At 62.1% G+C, this 17462-nt stretch carries 16 protein-coding genes and 1 tRNA gene; 13 read left to right on the forward strand and 4 right to left on the reverse strand.

What is annotated here, in order from left to right:
• The first annotated feature begins 144 nt into the window (after positions 1–144).
• The gene (locus K315_RS0108455; RefSeq protein WP_029577061.1) at positions 145–918 is read left to right on the forward strand and encodes a TlyA family RNA methyltransferase; all 774 of its coding nucleotides are present in this window, start codon (positions 145–147) and stop codon (positions 916–918) included.
• On the opposite strand, the gene K315_RS0108460 is transcribed toward K315_RS0108455, so the two are convergent.
• From K315_RS0108460 to K315_RS0108470, 3 genes are all read right to left on the reverse strand, one after another.
• Positions 882–1685 (reverse strand): hypothetical protein, encoded by an 804-nt coding sequence (locus tag K315_RS0108460; RefSeq protein ID WP_029577062.1) that lies wholly within the window; start codon positions 1683–1685, stop codon positions 882–884. The genes K315_RS0108455 and K315_RS0108460 overlap by 37 nt on opposite strands.
• 170 nt (positions 1686–1855) lie before the next feature.
• Positions 1856–2509, reverse strand: coding sequence for a potassium channel family protein (locus tag K315_RS0108465; RefSeq protein ID WP_029577063.1), 654 nt, complete (start codon positions 2507–2509; stop codon positions 1856–1858).
• Positions 2510–2642: 133 nt separating this feature from the next.
• Positions 2643–4106: a TrkH family potassium uptake protein gene (locus tag K315_RS0108470; RefSeq protein WP_029577064.1), complete on the reverse strand. Its 1464-nt coding sequence runs from the start codon at positions 4104–4106 to the stop codon at positions 2643–2645.
• A 131-nt stretch (positions 4107–4237) separates the two neighbouring features.
• Here K315_RS0108470 and K315_RS0108475 point away from each other — a divergent pair, with 131 nt between their 5' ends.
• From K315_RS0108475 to K315_RS0108490, 4 genes are all read left to right on the forward strand, one after another.
• Complete coding sequence (locus K315_RS0108475) at positions 4238–5173, forward strand: NAD kinase (protein WP_029577065.1); 936 nt, start codon at positions 4238–4240, stop codon at positions 5171–5173.
• On the forward strand, positions 5173–6957 hold the full coding sequence (gene recN, locus K315_RS0108480) for a DNA repair protein RecN (protein ID WP_029577066.1): 1785 nt from the start codon (positions 5173–5175) through the stop codon (positions 6955–6957). Before K315_RS0108475 ends, recN begins: the two co-directional genes overlap by 1 nt.
• 56 nt (positions 6958–7013) lie before the next feature.
• A complete protein-coding gene (locus K315_RS0108485; RefSeq protein WP_029577067.1) occupies positions 7014–7673 on the forward strand; it encodes an HAD family hydrolase in 660 nt (219 codons plus the stop codon).
• A gap of 165 nt (positions 7674–7838) precedes the next feature.
• Positions 7839–8231, forward strand: a complete 393-nt coding sequence (locus K315_RS0108490; protein ID WP_029577068.1) for a GntR family transcriptional regulator — start codon at positions 7839–7841, stop codon at positions 8229–8231.
• Positions 8232–8421: 190 nt separating this feature from the next.
• On the opposite strand, the gene thrC is transcribed toward K315_RS0108490, so the two are convergent.
• Positions 8422–9906, reverse strand: a complete 1485-nt coding sequence (gene thrC / locus K315_RS0108495; protein WP_029577069.1) for a threonine synthase — start codon at positions 9904–9906, stop codon at positions 8422–8424.
• Positions 9907–10116: 210 nt separating this feature from the next.
• Between thrC and K315_RS0108505 the strand changes: the two genes are divergently transcribed.
• The 8 genes from K315_RS0108505 to K315_RS0108540 all read left to right on the forward strand — a co-directional run bounded on the left by K315_RS0108505 (position 10117) and on the right by K315_RS0108540 (position 17197).
• On the forward strand, positions 10117–11436 hold the full coding sequence (locus K315_RS0108505; RefSeq protein WP_029577070.1) for a glutamate-5-semialdehyde dehydrogenase: 1320 nt from the start codon (positions 10117–10119) through the stop codon (positions 11434–11436).
• A 98-nt stretch (positions 11437–11534) separates the two neighbouring features.
• Positions 11535–12179 (forward strand): hypothetical protein, encoded by a 645-nt coding sequence (locus K315_RS0108510; RefSeq protein WP_029577071.1) that lies wholly within the window; start codon positions 11535–11537, stop codon positions 12177–12179.
• Positions 12176–12943, forward strand: a complete 768-nt coding sequence (nadD, locus tag K315_RS0108515) for a nicotinate-nucleotide adenylyltransferase (protein WP_029577072.1) — start codon at positions 12176–12178, stop codon at positions 12941–12943. The genes K315_RS0108510 and nadD overlap by 4 nt, the downstream gene beginning before the upstream one ends.
• A 63-nt stretch (positions 12944–13006) precedes the next feature.
• Positions 13007–14026, forward strand: a complete 1020-nt coding sequence (locus K315_RS0108520) for a ribose-phosphate diphosphokinase (protein ID WP_015451252.1) — start codon at positions 13007–13009, stop codon at positions 14024–14026.
• A gap of 101 nt (positions 14027–14127) precedes the next feature.
• Positions 14128–14198 (forward strand) — tRNA-Gln (locus K315_RS0108525).
• 422 nt (positions 14199–14620) lie between these two features.
• Complete coding sequence (glmU, locus tag K315_RS0108530; protein ID WP_029577073.1) at positions 14621–16003, forward strand: bifunctional UDP-N-acetylglucosamine diphosphorylase/glucosamine-1-phosphate N-acetyltransferase GlmU; 1383 nt, start codon at positions 14621–14623, stop codon at positions 16001–16003.
• 1 nt (position 16004) lies between these two features.
• Positions 16005–16427 (forward strand): ribosome silencing factor, encoded by a 423-nt coding sequence (gene rsfS / locus K315_RS0108535; RefSeq protein WP_015451250.1) that lies wholly within the window; start codon positions 16005–16007, stop codon positions 16425–16427.
• Between the two features lie 23 nt (positions 16428–16450).
• Positions 16451–17197, forward strand: coding sequence for a histidine phosphatase family protein (locus K315_RS0108540; RefSeq protein ID WP_029577074.1), 747 nt, complete (start codon positions 16451–16453; stop codon positions 17195–17197).
• Positions 17198–17462 lie beyond the last annotated feature (265 nt).

Genomic DNA, 17462 nt, shown 5'->3' on the forward strand with positions numbered 1-17462 from the left:
CGACGACACCATACCCCCGGCACTCGAATCACGGTACCCACAGTTGCGTGGGTGGCCGCAAATGGATGACGCGCAACGTATCGAAGCGCTTGGCGGTATACTCACTGGCTTGCAGCATGCCTTGGATGAGGGGACGGCACGTCGATGAGCGCATCAGCAGCGCCCGTCCGGCTTGATATCGCCATCGTCGATCGAGGTTTGGCACCCACACGCACGAAATCCAGCCGACTGATCAAAGCTGGGCACGTCACGGTTAACGGCAAGGTTCAGACTAAACCGTCGTTCGCGGTCAGGCCGAACGACGCCATCGACGTTGACCTCGGAGACGACTACGTGTCACGCGGCGCCTACAAACTGGTCGGCGCATTCGAAGTTTTCAAAGATCACGGCCTTCCCGAGCCGGTCGGCATGTCCTGCCTGGATATCGGCGCTTCGACCGGGGGATTCACCCAAGTGCTGCTGCGACGCGGTGCCGCCCGGGTCATCGCTCTCGATGTCGGACACGGGCAGCTCGATCAGCGGATCGAGGCCGACCCGCGCGTCACGGACATGAGCGGCGTCAATATCCGTGATGTGACGGGCGACGACCTGCCTTGGAGCCCTGACATGATCGTCTCCGACGTGTCGTTCATCTCCCTGACCTATGTGATTCCCGTGATCGCAAGGATTTCCCGGCCGGGCACGCATGTCGTGCTCCTGGTCAAACCACAATTCGAAGTGGGGCGCGGCAATCTCGGCAAAAACGGCATCGTCGACGATCCGCAGCTGCGAGAACAAGCCCTGCTGCGTGTCAGCGAGTGCGCCCAGAACCACGCGATGACCGTGTGTGGCACGGCGGTCTCACCGATTGAAGGGACCTTCGGCAACGTGGAATATCTGCTTTATCTGCGCACCGGGCAAGTTCGCGCCGCGCAGTGAACCGGTGTCGCGCCGCTGGACATCGCCCGCCCTGCGGGAAGCAGCTGCCCGTCGCGGCGTTCGAAGAAGCGGATGCGAGAACCTTCATCGACTGACAGATGGGCTTCAAGTGGTACCGTACGTACATCGCTGGTATCTTCGAGCATGATGCACTCGGCACTGATCTGGTCGCAGTGCAATCTGCGGGCTTCGACTTGGTGCGCTTCGATTCTACGAATCGTGCTGTGCGGGTCACGACAGCGCAGCGTCCGATGCGCCCACAGCCCGTCGCCCAGTGTGTCAATCAGAACTGAGTTGTTCGCCACAAGATGCGGGGCGTTCATCACCCCGGTCATGGCCAAGGCGGATGCGAGCAGCCCGCCTCCTGCTTGTAGCATGCCGGCCATTTTCGCTTCGCCGCAGCATGTGACTTGTCCCGCGCACCGGATGTCGCCGACGAAGTTGAGTTCGCAGCAGGCTGCCTCGCCTTGTACGACAATGGTGCCGTATCCGCTGATTTTCGAGACATGCAGATTGCCATCGCATACAATGCGCGCGTTCTCGCAAATCAGAGTGCCGCCGTCGATTTGCGGCGCATGCAGCCGTCCAAGTACCCTTGCCTGCCGGATGACGAGCGGCTCGTCGCGCCTGACCGTATGGATAATCGTCGTGTACAGCGGGTCATATTCGTGTTCTGGACCCTGCCCGTGCTGCCCGTGTGCGGAATGTTCTGTGGTGTCGTCCCCAATCGCGGGCCGTTGTATGTGTTGCCGTCTCTCTGTGGTCATCTTCGCCCTTCTGTGAGGTCGCCGGCGTCCCGGTATCCCCACCGGCGCTGGCAGTGCCCAGTGACTTAGGCCGTCCCTGGCCGAACGTCACATGATGAGCTACGAGTATAGCGAATCACAGGGAACGGTGGCAAATCCGCAGTTGCCGCGAACGACGGTGACGTCCGCGCTCAACCGCGCATGAAATGGTCAATCTGGTCCTGCTTGCCCGTGATAACCAGCTCGTCATTGCGGTGCATGACGATATCTTTCGAACCGTACTGGAGTTCCTGGCCGGGGGACTGGACAGCGACGACCGTAACCCCGTAGCGCGAATGGATGCGGGCGTCGTCGACCGAATATCCGACGACCTGCGCAGGCGTGTGGATCTTCACCACCGTATGAGGTCCTTCAAGCTCGATGTAATCCAGATAATCCCCGGACACCAGATGTCCGACGCGTTTGCCCGCGTCCATTTCCGCGTTGATGACATGGCGTGCGCCGATGCGTTGCGGGATACGCGCATGCTCCTTGGATACGGATTTCGCCCACAGATCCGTTATTCCGGCGTCCAGTAGATTGCCGGTGGCGATGACGGAAGCCTCGACGCTGTCGCCGATGGCGACAACCGCGGTGCCGAATGTACCCGCATCAATCTGTTCGAACGCAAGCACATCTGTCATATCCGCCTGGACCGTCGGAATGGTTGACGACCAACGGTTGACCAGCACGGGATCCTTGTCCACCGCCAGCACGTCCTGACCAAGCTCGTCAAGCGTGGAAGCCACCGAACTGCCGAATCGGCCGAGCCCAACCACCAGAACGCTTCGATTATTGTCTGCCATCAATCCATCCCTTTCCGACACATCCGGCGCATACGGCACTTCCTGATGCGCCGACATATCCGACGTTTTCACTCGCCAGCCGTCGCCTTCCACGGCTGCGCCACACTGCCCGACAGTATACCCGCACGGGTATTCAGCCCACGATAAGCGGCTCTTCGGGGAAGCGCACCGCCTGAGCCTCGGACGGCCGGTTGATCGCATACGCGATGGTCATCGGCCCGATCCTCCCGATGATCATCGTCATGGTGAGCAACAGTAACGCCGCCGGGTCGCTCTGGTCGGCGACGCCGACCGTGTATCCGCCCAGTCCGAAGGCCGAGCAGGTGTCGAACAGAGCGTTGCTCAACGAGCAGCCGGACACCGCCATCAATGCCAGCGACACCGTGAACACCAGTATTAGACATGTGGTCATGATACTCACCGCGGTCATCGTTGTGCGCTCGTTGATGCGCTTGTGGAAAACTGTGACATCGCGCTTGCCGCGGAACGCCGCCCGGCATACGAGCAACACCACGGCGAAGGTCGTCACACGGATGCCGCCGGCGGTGGAGGTGCTGCCGCCACCGATGAACATGACCGCGCTCATGAACACTTTCGTCGGATCGCTCACATCCGGCACCCACGAGGGGTCGAACCCGGAGGTGCGGGGCATGACCGCCGCAGTGAGCGCGTATCGCAGCCGCGTTTGCAGGTCGGCGTGTGAGAACAGGATGTGGTTGTTCCACTCGACGCACCGGAACCATAGCAGCGAGACCGCCACCATGCAGAAGGTACCGATCAGCGTGATTTTGGTGTGCAGAGTCCAGCGTTTCGGCGGCGTGTGCTTGCGCGCGGCGCGCATGAGGTTGAGCAGCACCGGGAAGCCGAGCGTGCCGCAGAACGCGCTGAGCAGCACCGGAAGGCCGACACCCCAGCTGTTGACATGCAAACCCGCGCCATCGGGCGTGAAGCCTGCGTTGTTGTATGAGATCACCGCGAAGAACAGCGCTTCCCACAAGGCGTGCCGCACATTGCCGTGATTGACGTGCAACAGTCCGGGGAACAAGGCAAGGAAGGTGATGACCTCGATGAGCAGGGTGGTCACGAGGACCGCGTTGAGTACGCCTTTTGTCTCGCTCAGCTTGGTCGCGCCGAGTTCCGTGGCGGTGAGCATGCGCTGCGATGCCTTGATATGCTTGTTGACCGCCAAAGCAATCAGGGACGCGAAGGTCATGACACCGAGGCCTCCGAACTGGACCACCAGCAGAATGACCGCCTGCCCGAACAGCGACCAGTGGGTGGTGGTGTTGACCGCTTGGATGCCGCATGTCGAAGCGGCTGAAACCGCGGTGAAAAACGCGACCACAGGATCAGTCACCATGCGGTTATGGGCGCTGATGGGCAGTTCCAGCAGGACCGTGGCCAGCGCGATCAGCGCAAAGAAGTACAGGATGGTCAGCCGACCGGGGTGCGACCACAGTTTCGCCGAGAGGTTGCGGCGCGGCGGACGGCGGTCCTGCGCAGCCTGACGTTCGAACGCGTCGCCGGAGAACCACCAGCTGTAACCGCGCGAGGCTTCGCGGTTCATGGAAGACTCGTCGAGGACGAGGTTCGACATTTTCTGCGCTCCTTACGCGTGCCGATACATGGGCTCAGCCGCTATTCTAGATGAAGTTCAGCTAGGATGGAGCAGTAGGACGGGCGCGCCCACCGGTGGCGGACCCGTGTTCGAGGTTGAAAGGGCGGCGTATGGCTTTGCAGCGGCGTGCTGTTGTCGTGACGCATACCAGGTTGCGTCAAAGCGGCACTGTGGTTTCCGAGGCGGTGGACCAATTGCGTGGCGCTGGGTTCGAGGTTTTGATCATCGACAATGTCGAAGCCCCGGGATTCGCGGAACCGACCACTCAGATCGACGACGATACCGAAATCGTCGTCGTCCTCGGCGGAGACGGGACCATCCTGCGCGCCGCGGAACTCGTACATTGCACGAAAGTGCCGATTCTCGGCGTGAACCTCGGACATGTCGGCTTCCTCGCGGAATTCGAAAGCTTCCAGATGAGCGACGCGATTCAGCGTGTCGCCGCCCATGACTATTCCATCGACGAACGCATGATCGCGCATGTCGATGTGTGGCTTCCGGGGGCGGACAGGCCGCTGAGCGATTGGGCGCTTAACGATATCACGCTTGAACGTTCCGACCGGGGCAAAATGGTTGAGCTGTCCATCCGCGTCGATGACGTGGAGATGAGCTCGTTCGGCTGCGATGGCGTCATCGTCTCCACGCCGACCGGTTCCACGGCCTACGCATTCTCCGCCGGCGGGCCGATCATCTGGCCGAACGTCGAGGCCTTGCAGCTGGTTCCGCTCGCCGCGCACGCCTTGTTTGCAAGGCCTTTGATCATCGGGGCCGGCTCGTCGTTCACCATGACCATTCTTGACAATTCGACGTCGGATGGCTGGATTTGCTGTGATGGGCGTCGTCAGCGGGCATTGCCCAAAGGCACGCGCGTCGAGGTGCGCGAATCGAAGAGCCGTTTGAGGCTCGCACGGTTGTCCGGCGTGCCATTCACCCAACGGTTGGTCACGAAATTTGACCTTCCAGTGGTTGGCTGGCGTGAGCATAGCCGCACCCGGCAGACGCACCATACGACCGGAGAAGACACGGCAGGGGAGGATGCCCGCTGATGCTTGAGGAACTTGAGATACGCGATCTGGGGCCGATTCACCACGCGCGCATCGCACCTGCGAGGGGTATGACCGCCATCACCGGTGAGACGGGTGCCGGCAAATCCATGCTGCTGAGCGCGATCCGCCTGATTTCCGGTGGTCCCGCCCAGTCGAGGCGTGTCGGCCCGGGAGCCCAGGAAGCGTGGGCACAAGGCGTATTCGTGGTCGCTGAGGACAATCCGGCCGTCATTCAGGCCAAAAACGCGGGCGTCGATGCCGCCGCGGATGAAGGCGAATTGTACCTGTCGCGCACGGTGCCGGTGGCTGGCAGGTCGCGTTCGGTGCTTTCGGGGCATACCGTGCCGCGTTCTGTGCTGCAGCATGTGTCGGAGCATCTGGTGACCATCCACGGGCAGGCGGACCAACTGCGTATCGCTTCTGCCTCCCGTCAGCGTGAGGTGCTTGACGCCTACGCTGGTGATGCTGCGCTGTTGGAGGCTTACGGCAAGGCGTGGAACGAGCTCAAGGCGATGGACGACCGGTTGGATGCGCTCGAGCACCAGCAGGCGGATGTCCGGCAGCGTGCCGATTATCTGCGCGAATCCATCGAACGGATTAACCAGGTGGACCCCCAACCGGGGGAGGACGAGGACCTTAAGGCCAAGCGTTCGCGCATCGAGAATGCCGCATCCATTCAACAGGGTATCAACGGGGCGGTCGCCGCATTGGATGCTTCGCAACTGGACTCGGACGGCGATTCGAATGGGGCAACCGATCTGGTTAGGCATGCTGCGCAGAGCCTGCGTGCCATCCGCGTCGACGGCGACGATACCTACGAGAAGCTCGCTCAGCGGCTTGATTCGATTGAAGCCGATCTGTCGGACGTGGTGTTCACGTTGTCACGCCAGACCGATGACGATGATGATGATGATGAAGGCGATCTTGACGCCATCAACACGCGTATCCATGATTTGGGGGAGTTGACACGGCGCTGGGGGCCTGGGCTCGCCGACGTGATCGCATGGCGAGACAAGGCCGCGTTCGAGGTGGAGGATCTCGATGCCAGCCCGGAAAAACTTGAACAACTGCGTGCCGACCGGGATCATCTGGCCGCCAAGGCCTTGGACGCTGCGCGCGAGCTAAGCGCCGCCAGGGTGAAAGCCGCAGGCGAGCTGGGTGAGCGCGTTACCGCCGAGCTCGCTGAACTGGCGATGGGCGGGTCCCGGCTTGAGGTCCGGGTCGTTCCGCGTGCCACAGAATCTGGTCCGGATGCTGGTGCCGGTGCCAGTGCCGATGTTACCCGGGTGCTCGACGCTCACGGTATGGACGACATCATGTTCGCGTTCACCCCGTTCCCCGGTTCCGAACCGCTGCCGATGGGTTCGAGCGCATCAGGCGGCGAACTGAGCCGTCTGATGCTCGCCCTCGAGCTCACAATCGCGGAGCGGCGTGGCGAAGCGGCCGATATGACCTTCATCTTCGACGAGGTAGACGCTGGCGTCGGCGGCAAGGCCGCGGCGGAACTCGGGCGTAGGCTTGCCAAACTCGCACGATCCTCGCAGGTCCTCGTTGTCACGCATCTGGCGCAGGTCGCCTCGTGGGCGCAGGAGCAGTACGTGGTGAGCAAAGGCCCGACAGCCCCGGACACCCCTGACGAGCCGGGCACTGCCGGGGTCACCACCACTGTGACCCGCGTGGACGGGGAAGACCGCGTACGGGAGATTGCACGCATGCTTTCCGGCAGCGAATCGGGAACTTCACTCGACCATGCCCGGGAATTGCTCGCGGCGAGTGTAGAGTAGCAATAGCGGTATGTCCCGCCGTAATGCTGCGGCGGGATTGACGAAAGGAGCCTCAAATGGGTGCCAACAGCGGCAAGGCGGCAATTTTCGACCTCGACGGGACGTTGCTTGATTCCATGGGTGTGTGGGATCAGGTTGATATTGATTTCCTCGGCAAACGCGGCATTGAGGTGCCAGACGACTACATGACGACCGTGTCCTCGATGCAGTTTCGGCAGATCGCCGAATATACGATCAAACGGTTCGACTTGGACGACACGCCGGAAGATCTGATGAACGAGTGGACCGAAATGGCTACGCACGCGTATGCGACCATCGTCGAGGCCAAACCCCACGCCTTGCAATATCTCGCGTATCTGCGGCAAAGCGGGGCCAAACTCGCGGTTGCCACGACGCTGTTGCCAAGCATGCGCGTCGCCGCAATGAGACACACCGGGCTGGACGAGTATTTCGATGTTGTGTGCAGCGTCGATGAGGTCGGTGACACCGGCAAGGAGGAGCCGGATGTGTATCTTAAGGCGGCGCAGCTTTTGGGCGTCGCTCCGCAGGACTGCACGGTGTTCGAGGATATTCTGATCGGTATCCGCTCCGCGAAGGCTGCCGGCATGCGGGCATGGGCGATGCATGATGACTCATCCGATGCGGACTGGCCGACCATCTGCGATGAAGCTGACGGCATCATGTTCGATTTCAATGATGCCCCGGTGCGTCTGTAGGCGTGAAGCCCGTGCATACCCGACTTCCGGGGTTCAGAATCATCTGCTGAGTGATATACTGATTATCAGAACAGTAGAACAGTTTGTGGCGGTGTGTACATCACCGATTGCGTGTGCGCATACGCACACCACCGCAAGCCGACGACACGCATGATAGGGAACGGCATGAAATTCTCGGTATCCGATGATTCAGACAAGCCGAAATACGAGCAGCTGAAAACCCAGATCAGGTCGGCGGTGTATTCAGGCGAGCTCACCGAAGGACAGGCCCTGCCGTCGCTGCGCAGGTTAGCCGCCGAACTCGGGGTGTCCGTCCTCACCGTCGCTCGCGCCTATGATGAACTCGCCAGCGAGGGCATCGTGCGCAACGAGCAGGGCAGAGGCACGTTCGTGGCGTTGCGCAGCGGTGAAGTGCTGCGCCGTCGCCTGCTGACCAAAACACGGGAAAACTTGGAGGAAGCATGCGCCGCCGCCCAGCGTGCGGATATCTCCATGCAGGAACTCGAACAGATGCTCGCCGAAATCTACGCCGACATCGAACAGCAGCGCCTCAGCTAGTCACGTGGATTCTCGCGGTCTTCCGCTGCTTCATCCGTAGGAGAGTGCGGGGAGACCGGACAAATCGGCTCACATGCCCCAGCCGGTGAGGTCGCGGCGGCGGCGCGACGATGCGCCCATATCCCATTCTCGCCAAGAAAAACAACGGCCCGGGACGAAAAACGCCCTGGCCGTTGTTATCGTGACCGTGTTACAGCCGATCCGCCGCCTGCTCCACGTAGGCGGGCATGCCGTCGATGTCCACGACGTCCGTGAATCGGACATCCGCATGCTCCAGACCGCGCAACGCCTTCGGGGCGGTGGTCCCGCTGTGTTCGGCGAGCACATCCATGCAATCGAAATCGGAGCCGGACGCATCCCAGCCCAGCGCCTCGTTGACCACGCGCGGGAACTTGTACGGGCTCGCCGTGCTCAGCAACACGCGCGGGGTGAGCGGATCGCGCGGCATCTGCTGCATCACGTAATAGCCGCAGGCCGTATGCGGGTCGATTACGTAATGGTTCTTCTGCCAGCAGTCGGCGATCATCGCGCGCACCTGGTCCTCGTCGGCCCAGCCGCAACCGAACAACTGCCGGATCTTCGTCAGCAGCTCGGCCGGCACTTCGTAGGCACCCCACTGGTTCAGGTCGTTCATGAGCATCTGGATGAGGCGCGTGTCCTTGTCTGACATGTAATACAGCATGCGTTCGAGGTTCGAGGAAATCAGGATGTCCATCGAGGGGCTGATCGTCTGGAAGAACGGGCGCTTGCGGTTGTAAGTGCCGGAGGTCAGGAAATCGAACAGCACGTTGTTCTTGTCGCTGGCGACCACCAGGTGCTTGACCGGCAGACCGAGCATCTTCGCGTAATAGCCGGCGAGGATGTCACCGAAGTTGCCGGTCGGCACGCAGAACTCGACTTCGTCGCCCGCGTTGATGACCTGACGTTCGAGCAACTGCGCGTACGCGGAGAAATAGTAGACGACCTGCGGCACCAGACGGCCCACGTTGATGGAGTTGGCCGAGGAAAGCACCACATTCGCCTGGTCGTCGATGCGCTTGGCGAGCTCATGGTCGCCGAAGATACGCTTGACGGCACTCTGTGCGTCATCGAAATTGCCGCGCACCGCGCACACGTTCACGTTCGCGCCCGCCTGCGTGGTCATCTGCAGCTGCTGGACCTGGCTGACCTTGCCTTCCGGGTAGAACACGGTGATGCCCGTGCCCGGCACGTCGGCGAACCCGGCCAGCGCGGCCTTGCCCGTGTCGCCCGAGGTGGCCGTGAGGATCATGATTTTCTCGTTCGGATCGCCGGTCGGGGCGGTATGCGCCATAAAACGGGGAAGAATCTGCAGAGCGACGTCCTTGAACGCGGACGTCGGGCCGTTGAACAGTTCGAGGATGTAATCGTCGCCCAAGGGCTTGAGCGGTGTGATCGCCGGATCCGACCATTGTTCGCCGTAGGCGTCGCGCACACATTGCGCCAGCTCGTCATCGGTGAAATCCGGCAGCAGCGCGCCCAGCACCTCCTGGGCGATCTGCTGGTAGGACTTGCCGGCAAGGGACGCGACGTCGATCTGCGTGTCGCCGAGCGCGTCGGTGACGAACAGGCCGCCGTCGTCGGCGATGCCCTTGCGGATGGCCTGCTTGGAAGTGAGTGAATCGGTGGTGCTGCGGGTGCTATGGAACGTGATCACGAATCATCCTTGCAAAGTTAAGTGGATCTTATGGGCGGTATTCTACCGGGAACCATGGGCATGTCGGCGTCGCCGTTCCCCGATATGGACACCGTCGTCGGCACCGTTAAGGACGCCGTGTCGGCCCGCCGCCGTCATCCTTTGGAATAATTGACCCGCCGTGTGAGCGAAATCAGCACGATGCCCGCGGTGTGCGCTACTGTTTTGGCTATGACGAACCAAGAAGACAGCGGGCAGGCCGGGCGCGTCGACGCGCAGGTCTTCAGCGCCGTATGCATGATGGCCGACGCCGCCGCCCGGGCCCAGCGTACGCTCGAACAAGCCGACACGGAAGCGAAGAACGAGCTGCTGCTCGCCATCGCCGACGCCCTCGACGCGCATGCCGACGACATCGCCGCCGCCAACGCGCAGGACATGCAGGAAGCCTTCGAATCCGGCATGGATGAAGGAAAACTCGACCGCCTGCGTTTCGACGTGGACCGCATCGCCGCCAGCGCGCAAGGCGTCCGGCATGTCGCCACGCTGCCCGATCCGGTCGGGCAAGTCGTGCGCGGGTACAACCTGCCCAACGGGCTGCGCCTCAACCAGGTACGCGTGCCCATCGGCGTCATCGGCATGATTTACGAGGCCCGGCCCAATGTGACGGTCGATGTCGCCTCGCTGTGCCTCAAATCGGGCAACGCCGCCATCCTGCGCGGTGGCCATGCAGCCGAACGCACCAATGCGGCCACATTGCGTGTCATCCGCGAGACCATCGCCGAACACAGGTTCGACCAGGCGCTTGTTGCCACGGTCGACGCCTACGGCCGCCAGGGCGCTACCGCGATGATGGAGGCGCGCGGCCATATCGATGTGCTCATCCCGCGTGGCGGGGCCGGCCTCATCCAGGCCGTGGTACGCAACTCCAAAGTCCCGGTCATTGAAACTGGCGCCGGCAACGTCCACATCTACGTCGACCGTTCCGGAGATCTCAACAAGGCCATTCCTATCATCCTTAACGCGAAAACCCAGCGTGTCGGGGTCTGCAATGCGGCGGAGAAGCTGCTCGTGCACCGCGATGTCGCCGAAACATTCCTGCCCCTTGCCGCGCAGGCGCTCGCCGAGGCGAATGTGGTGCTGCGCGCCGACGAGCGAGCCTATGGCATCATCGACGCCGCCGGCATCGAGGGCATCGACCTCGAACAGGCGGACGAACAGGATTGGGACACCGAATATCTCGCGCTGAAAATGGGTGTCAAGGTCGTCGATTCGCTGGACGAGGCGATCGGGCATATCAACATGCATTCGACAGGGCACACCGAATCGATTATTGCCGAGGACTATTCCGCAATCGAGCGGTTCACCCGGCTCGTGGATTCCGCCGTGGTCATGGTCAACGCCTCCACGAGGTTCACCGACGGTGGCGTCTTCGGTTTCGGCGCCGAACTTGGCATTTCTACGCAGAAGATGCACGCGCGCGGCCCGATGGGCTTGCAGGAGATGACCACCACCAAGTGGATTGGCTACGGCACCGGGCAGGTACGCCGGTAATTCGCGGCACCGCACTGAAAGGGGCGTTGGCGATACATCCCGGCATCCCGGTATGACGGCATCAGGGGCGGTTCGCAGGAACCGTGAAGGAAACGAAGGTGACACAAGTGGCAGTGAATGAAGCATTGGCGCGAGACCGCGGCATCGATCTGGACGACCCTAAGCTCGCCCTGCGGGTTGCGGCGGAACGGCTGAGTACCGTGAGGTATGTGTTCCTCGTGCAGATTGAGGACGGTATCGCCACCGCCGCCCAGCGGGCGTCGTTGGAATACGCGGATGCGGTGCTCATCGGGTGGCCGGAGAATGATGCGCCTGACGTGGTCGACCTCGACGAGCAACAGCAGGCGCAGGTCGCCGAGCATATGCGCGTCATGGAAGACCACATCCGCAAGTACGCCGCCATGGAGCGCGACGGGGATATCGACGGGATGACGGATACGCTGATCCGCATCACCGAACGGGTGGCGGAGATCCGGCGCCTGTATCAGCCTGATTTCCTGTTGCCCACCTTCGCGGAGATCCGGCGGGTCGTCCAGCAGGAATGGGACGAGGATATGGGCAAGATCGATCCCAAGGAGCCCGATCCGACCGCCGAACAAATCGAGGAACAGACCGAGGACGCCGACAAGCAGCAGCGCCAGATCGCCGAGCATGCCGAGCATGCCAATCGTTCCGGGCAACCTGAACAGGCCGGTCAGCAACATGCGGGCCATCACGGCGAACACCACGGAGACAAGGCATGACCGGCAGCGCATCCGGGACGAGCATGCCGGCGCCCGGCCAGTCCGATGCGGGCCGGCGTATGTCCGACCTGCTGCAACGCCCGCAGATTGACGTGCCAGGATCATCCTCACGCAGGTCCGCGCGTGGCAATTGGCATAGCCGGCCGCGTATCGGCATCATGGGCGGCACCTTCGACCCGATCCACAACGGGCATTTGGTTGCCGCCTCCGAAGTCGCATGGGTATACGACCTCGACGAGGTGATTTTCGTGCCGACCGGACGTCCGGTGTTCAAACTGGACAGGCATGTCACCAACGCCGAGGACCGGTACCTCATGACTGTCATAGCCACCGCCTCGAACCCAAAGTTCACGGTTTCCCGCGTCGATATCGACCGTCCCGGGGTCACCTACACCATCGACACGCTGCGCGACATCCACGCACAGCATCCCGACGCCGAATTGTTCTTCATCACCGGAGCGGACGCGGTCGCGGAGATTATGCGTTGGAAGGACGCCGACAAGATGTGGGATCTCGCGCAATTCGTCGCGGTCACGCGGCCGGGGTATACGAGCCCGTCCTCGCAGCTGCTTAGCGAAGGTCATGTGGACACCTTGGAGATTCCGGCATTGGCGATTTCGTCAACCGACGTGCGGCGGCGTGCGGCTCACGGCGAGCCGGTGTGGTACTTGGTGCCTGACGGCGTCGTGCAGTATATCGGCAAGCACGGCCTGTATCGTGGGATTGCCGGCGGCGGCGCCAAGGACACGCACGTGTCCGCCTGAGCCGGTCAATGCGGATGGCTACTATGAATACGTCCACTTCAGCGAACAACGTTTGGAGACACGGTGAGCGCAATCCTCGAAGGAAAGCCTGATAAAAACCTCATTCTCGTCACCGGCCGGGCGCACCCCAGGCTGGCGCAGGATGTTGCCAAGCAACTTGGCATCGACGTGCTGGAAACCACGGCATACGATTTCGCGAACGGCGAGATGTATGTGCGCTACACCGAATCGGTTCGTGGCGCCGACGTGTTTGTGCTGCAGAGCCACTGCAACCCCGTGAACAAGTCCATCATGGAGCAGCTCATCATGATTGATGCGCTCAAGCGCGCATCCGCCCGCTCCATCACCGCGGTGTGCCCGCTGCTGGGCTACTCGCGTCAGGACAAAAAGCATCGCGGCCGCGAGCCCATCTCCTGCCGTCTCATGTTCGATCTGCTCAAGACTGCCGGCGCCGACCGCATCATGAGTGTCGACCTGCATGCGGCCCAGTCCCAGGGCTTCTTCGACGGCCCGGTGGATCATCTTATCGCCATGCCGGTCTTGGTCGATTACATTCGCGACCGGTTCGCCAACCAGCTTGACAACGTCGCCGTGGTCTCCCCGGACGCAGGCCGTATCCGTGTGGCGGAGCAGTGGGCGCAGCGCCTTGGCGGCGGCCCGCTCGCCTTCATCCACAAGACCCGCGACATCACCCGGCCGAATCAGGTCGTCTCCAACCGTGTGGTCGGTGAAGTCGAAGGCAAGGATTGCGTGCTCGTCGACGATCTGATCGACACCGCGGGCACCATCGCCGGTGCATGCCATGTGCTGCGTGACGCAGGCGCCAAGTCCGTGACCGTTGTCGCCACCCACGGCGTGCTGTCCGGTCCTGCGGTCGAACGGCTCAAGAACTGCGGTGCGCGCGAGGTCGTGCTCACCGATACCGTGCCGATTCCGGAGGAGAAGCGCTGGGACGGCCTGACGGTCCTGTCCATCGCACCGCTGCTCGCCAGCGCTATCAAGGCGGTGTTCGAGGACGGCTCGGTCGCAGAGCTCTTTGACACCTATCCGGTGCATCACGGGCAGGGCTTCCTGTTCGCTTGAATTCTGCGGTTTGTCGGTCCGGCGGCGCTGAAAGACGCGCGGACGGATTGACGAAACGCCAGAGTATGGCATAATAGCAACTTGGCGGTGAAAACCGCCGATCCCCCATGGTGTAATGGCAGCACACGGGTCTTTGGAACCCTTTGTCTTGGTTCGAGTCCAGGTGGGGGAACCCGAAACGGTTCCGCGCACGAAACACGGAACCCACGCCGGCTGGGCCCGCGAGTCCGGGTCCGGCAACGGCATCACAAACGCACGAGGCCCAGCGGTCTCATGTGTTTTGCTTTCACCACCACCCTTCCCACACTCCCTACAAACTGTCTACGCTGAGAGGACTGCCAGCGTAGACAGTTTCGGGGTATCTGCCAACGTGGGCATCCGACGCTGACTTGTCCTTAGGCATCGGCAGAAGCGGAACCAAAGCCGCTTCCGCATTTGGCACTGCATCAGTCAGGCATGGATGACAGCTTGTGCTGACGCCCCCATGTCCGCCCCCGACGGTTACAATCCTCGAAGCATGGCGTGCCGCCGTCAGACGCCTCACGCATGGCCGTCCGGCGCAGCGCCGTTACGAAGAATTGGAGATTTCATCGTATGACATTGTCAGCCGCAATCATTCTTGCCGCAGGGGAAGGCACCCGGATGCGTTCCGCCACGCCGAAGGTGCTGCATACGTTCGCGGGCAAGACCTTCCTTGAGCGGGTCATGGCGTCCGTCGCAGGTCTTGATCCGGAAACCCTCGCCGTTGTCGTCCATTACCAGGCCGATCGTGTCGCCGAGGCGGCACGCTCCTACAATGAATCCGTCGAAATCGTCAACCAAGACGATCTGCCCGGCACCGGTCGTGCAGTCCAGTGCGCGATGAACCAGCTTGCCGCCGAAGGCAAGGCCGACGGCACCGTGCTCATCGCGGCATCCGACATGCCGCTGCTCGACACCAAGACCTTGTCCGGATTGCTTGACTACCATCGCACAAGCGGCAACGACGCGACCGTACTGACCACCGTGCTCGACGACCCGACCGGGTACGGCCGCATCATCCGCGACAGCGACGGCAGCGTGCTGCGCATCGTCGAACAGAAGGACGCCAACAGCAGCGAACTGGCCGTGCGTGAGGTCAACACCTCCGTGTACGTGTTCGACGCGAAGGTTCTCGCCGCCGCGATTGCCGGGCTTGATTCCCAGAACGCGCAAGGCGAATTCTATCTGACTGATGCCCTCGAAACCGCTCGCCACACCGGTCGGGTGGGGGCGTGGGCAGCTCCCGACCCCTTGAGCGTCGAAGGCGTCAACGACCGCGTGCAGCTGGCCGCGCTCGCCGCCGCTCACAACCGTCGCGTCTGTGAATACTGGATGCGTCAGGGCGTGACCATCCTTGATCCGCCCACCACCTGGATTGATGATGACGTGCGCATCGAACGTGACGCGCAGATTCTTCCAGGCAGCTTCCTGCAAGGAACGACCACCATCGGCGAAGGCGCGGTCGTCGGTCCGTACACCACGCTCATCGACGCGCGAATCGACGCCGAAGCGCATGTGGAACGTTCCCGTGTCCAGGAATCGCATGTCGGGCGGGCAGCGAATATCGGCCCGTGGACCTACATGCGTCCGGGCAATGAGCTGGGAGAGGAAACCAAGGCCGGCGCATTCGTCGAAATGAAGAAAGCCCATATCGGCAACGGCACCAAGGTCCCGCATCTGAGCTACATCGGCGACGCCCAGCTGGGCGAGCACACCAACATCGGCGGCGGCACGATTACCGCCAACTACGACGGGGTGCACAAGAACCGCACAAAGATCGGCTCCAACGTCCATGTGGGTGCCGGCAACATGTTCGTCGCGCCGGTCGAGGTCGGCGATGGTGTCACCACCGGCGCCGGGTCTGTCGTCCGTCACGACGTGCCCGACGATACGATGGTATACTCCGAGAACACACAACACAATATCGAGGGCTGGAAGCCCGCTTGGGAGCGCTGATATGACCGCATTGCAAAGTTCCATCGACGCCGTCCGCATCGCCGCAGCCGCGGCCGACCGCATGAAGGGCACAGATATCGTCGCCTTCGATGTGACCGGGCCGATCGCCATCACCGACGTGATGATGATCGTCACCGCGTCCAACGAACGTCAGGTGCTCGCCGTCGCTGAGGAAATCGAGAAGGACCTGTACACCAAGGGCGGCCATTTGCAGCCGCGCTCGCGCGAAGGCCTGCAGGAAGGCCGCTGGGTGCTGCTTGATTTCGGCGATTTCGTAATCCATGTAATGCACGAGGAGGAGCGGCGCTTCTACCGGCTGGAAAGCCTGTGGAAGGATTGCCCGGCCATCGACCTGCAGCTGCCTGAAGCACCCGAATCCTCTGGCGCGTCCGAACCCGCGTCCGCGGACGCCGACGAGCAGTGAGCATGGTGAATCGTACACCCGGTATGGGTGGGGAATACCAAGGTCCTGAGCATCGTCGCGTCCAGCCGACCGGCCCGCATGTCAGGTCGATTATCATCGTGCGGCATGGCCGTACCGCCTACAACGAGCAGCATCGCTTGCAAGGTCAGGTGGATATCCCGCTCGATGAAGTCGGCGAATGGCAGGTCCGTCAGACGGCACAGACCTTGCACGATTTGTATGTCGATGGTCGTCCGGATATCCCCAAGCAGCTGGTCGTCTGCTCAGATCTTGGCCGGGCCGTGCAAACCGCGCACGCCTTCGCTGATCCGCTCGGGCTTGACGTGCACCCGGATGCACGGGTGCGTGAACGCGGTTTCGGTGCGTGGGAAGGCCTACGGCTTGAAGAGCTTGAACGCGATTTCACCGAGGACTACCAGTCATGGCGGCATTTCGCGGGCGGAGAGCTCAAGCATGGCGCTGAGCCGAAAGGCGCGGTCGGGGAGCGTGGCGTCGAGGCGATTGACGACTGGTCGCATCGCGCCGGCCCGGACACCACGCTGTTCGTCTTCTCGCATGGGGCATGGATTTCCCAGACCTTGCAGACTTTGCTCGGCATGGCGCAAGGCAATCATGACTTCGGGGCGATGACCTCCATGTTCAACGCTCATTGGGCGCGTCTGACCGGGGCTGATCAGCCCGACGGCACCGTGCGCTGGCGGATGACCGAGTATAACCACGGCCCCGCGATTGCGGACACGGACCAGTGGGAAGCCCCGACGCTGCACTGATTGCTGGGCAATCTATCCTGCCGCCGCAGCCCCCTCTCCCTCACCAACTGGCTACGCCAAGAAGCAGTTAGGCGTAGCCGGTTGGTATGCGTACCCAAACTGGTGACGCAACGGAGGCCGTGAGCGTAGATAGTTTGAATAGTTACTCAAACTGGTTGCGCCAGGACCGCCGTGAGCGTAGACGGTTTGTGAATGGGCGCGCACCGGATCCGAACATCCGCGCGTCTTGCATGGCAACGGTTCGGTGGTGCCGGCCGTGTCGCTT

Origin of the sequence: Bifidobacterium thermacidophilum subsp. thermacidophilum DSM 15837, from assembly GCF_000426425.1 — a bacterium.
Classification (GTDB): Bacteria; Actinomycetota; Actinomycetes; order Actinomycetales; family Bifidobacteriaceae; genus Bifidobacterium; species Bifidobacterium thermacidophilum.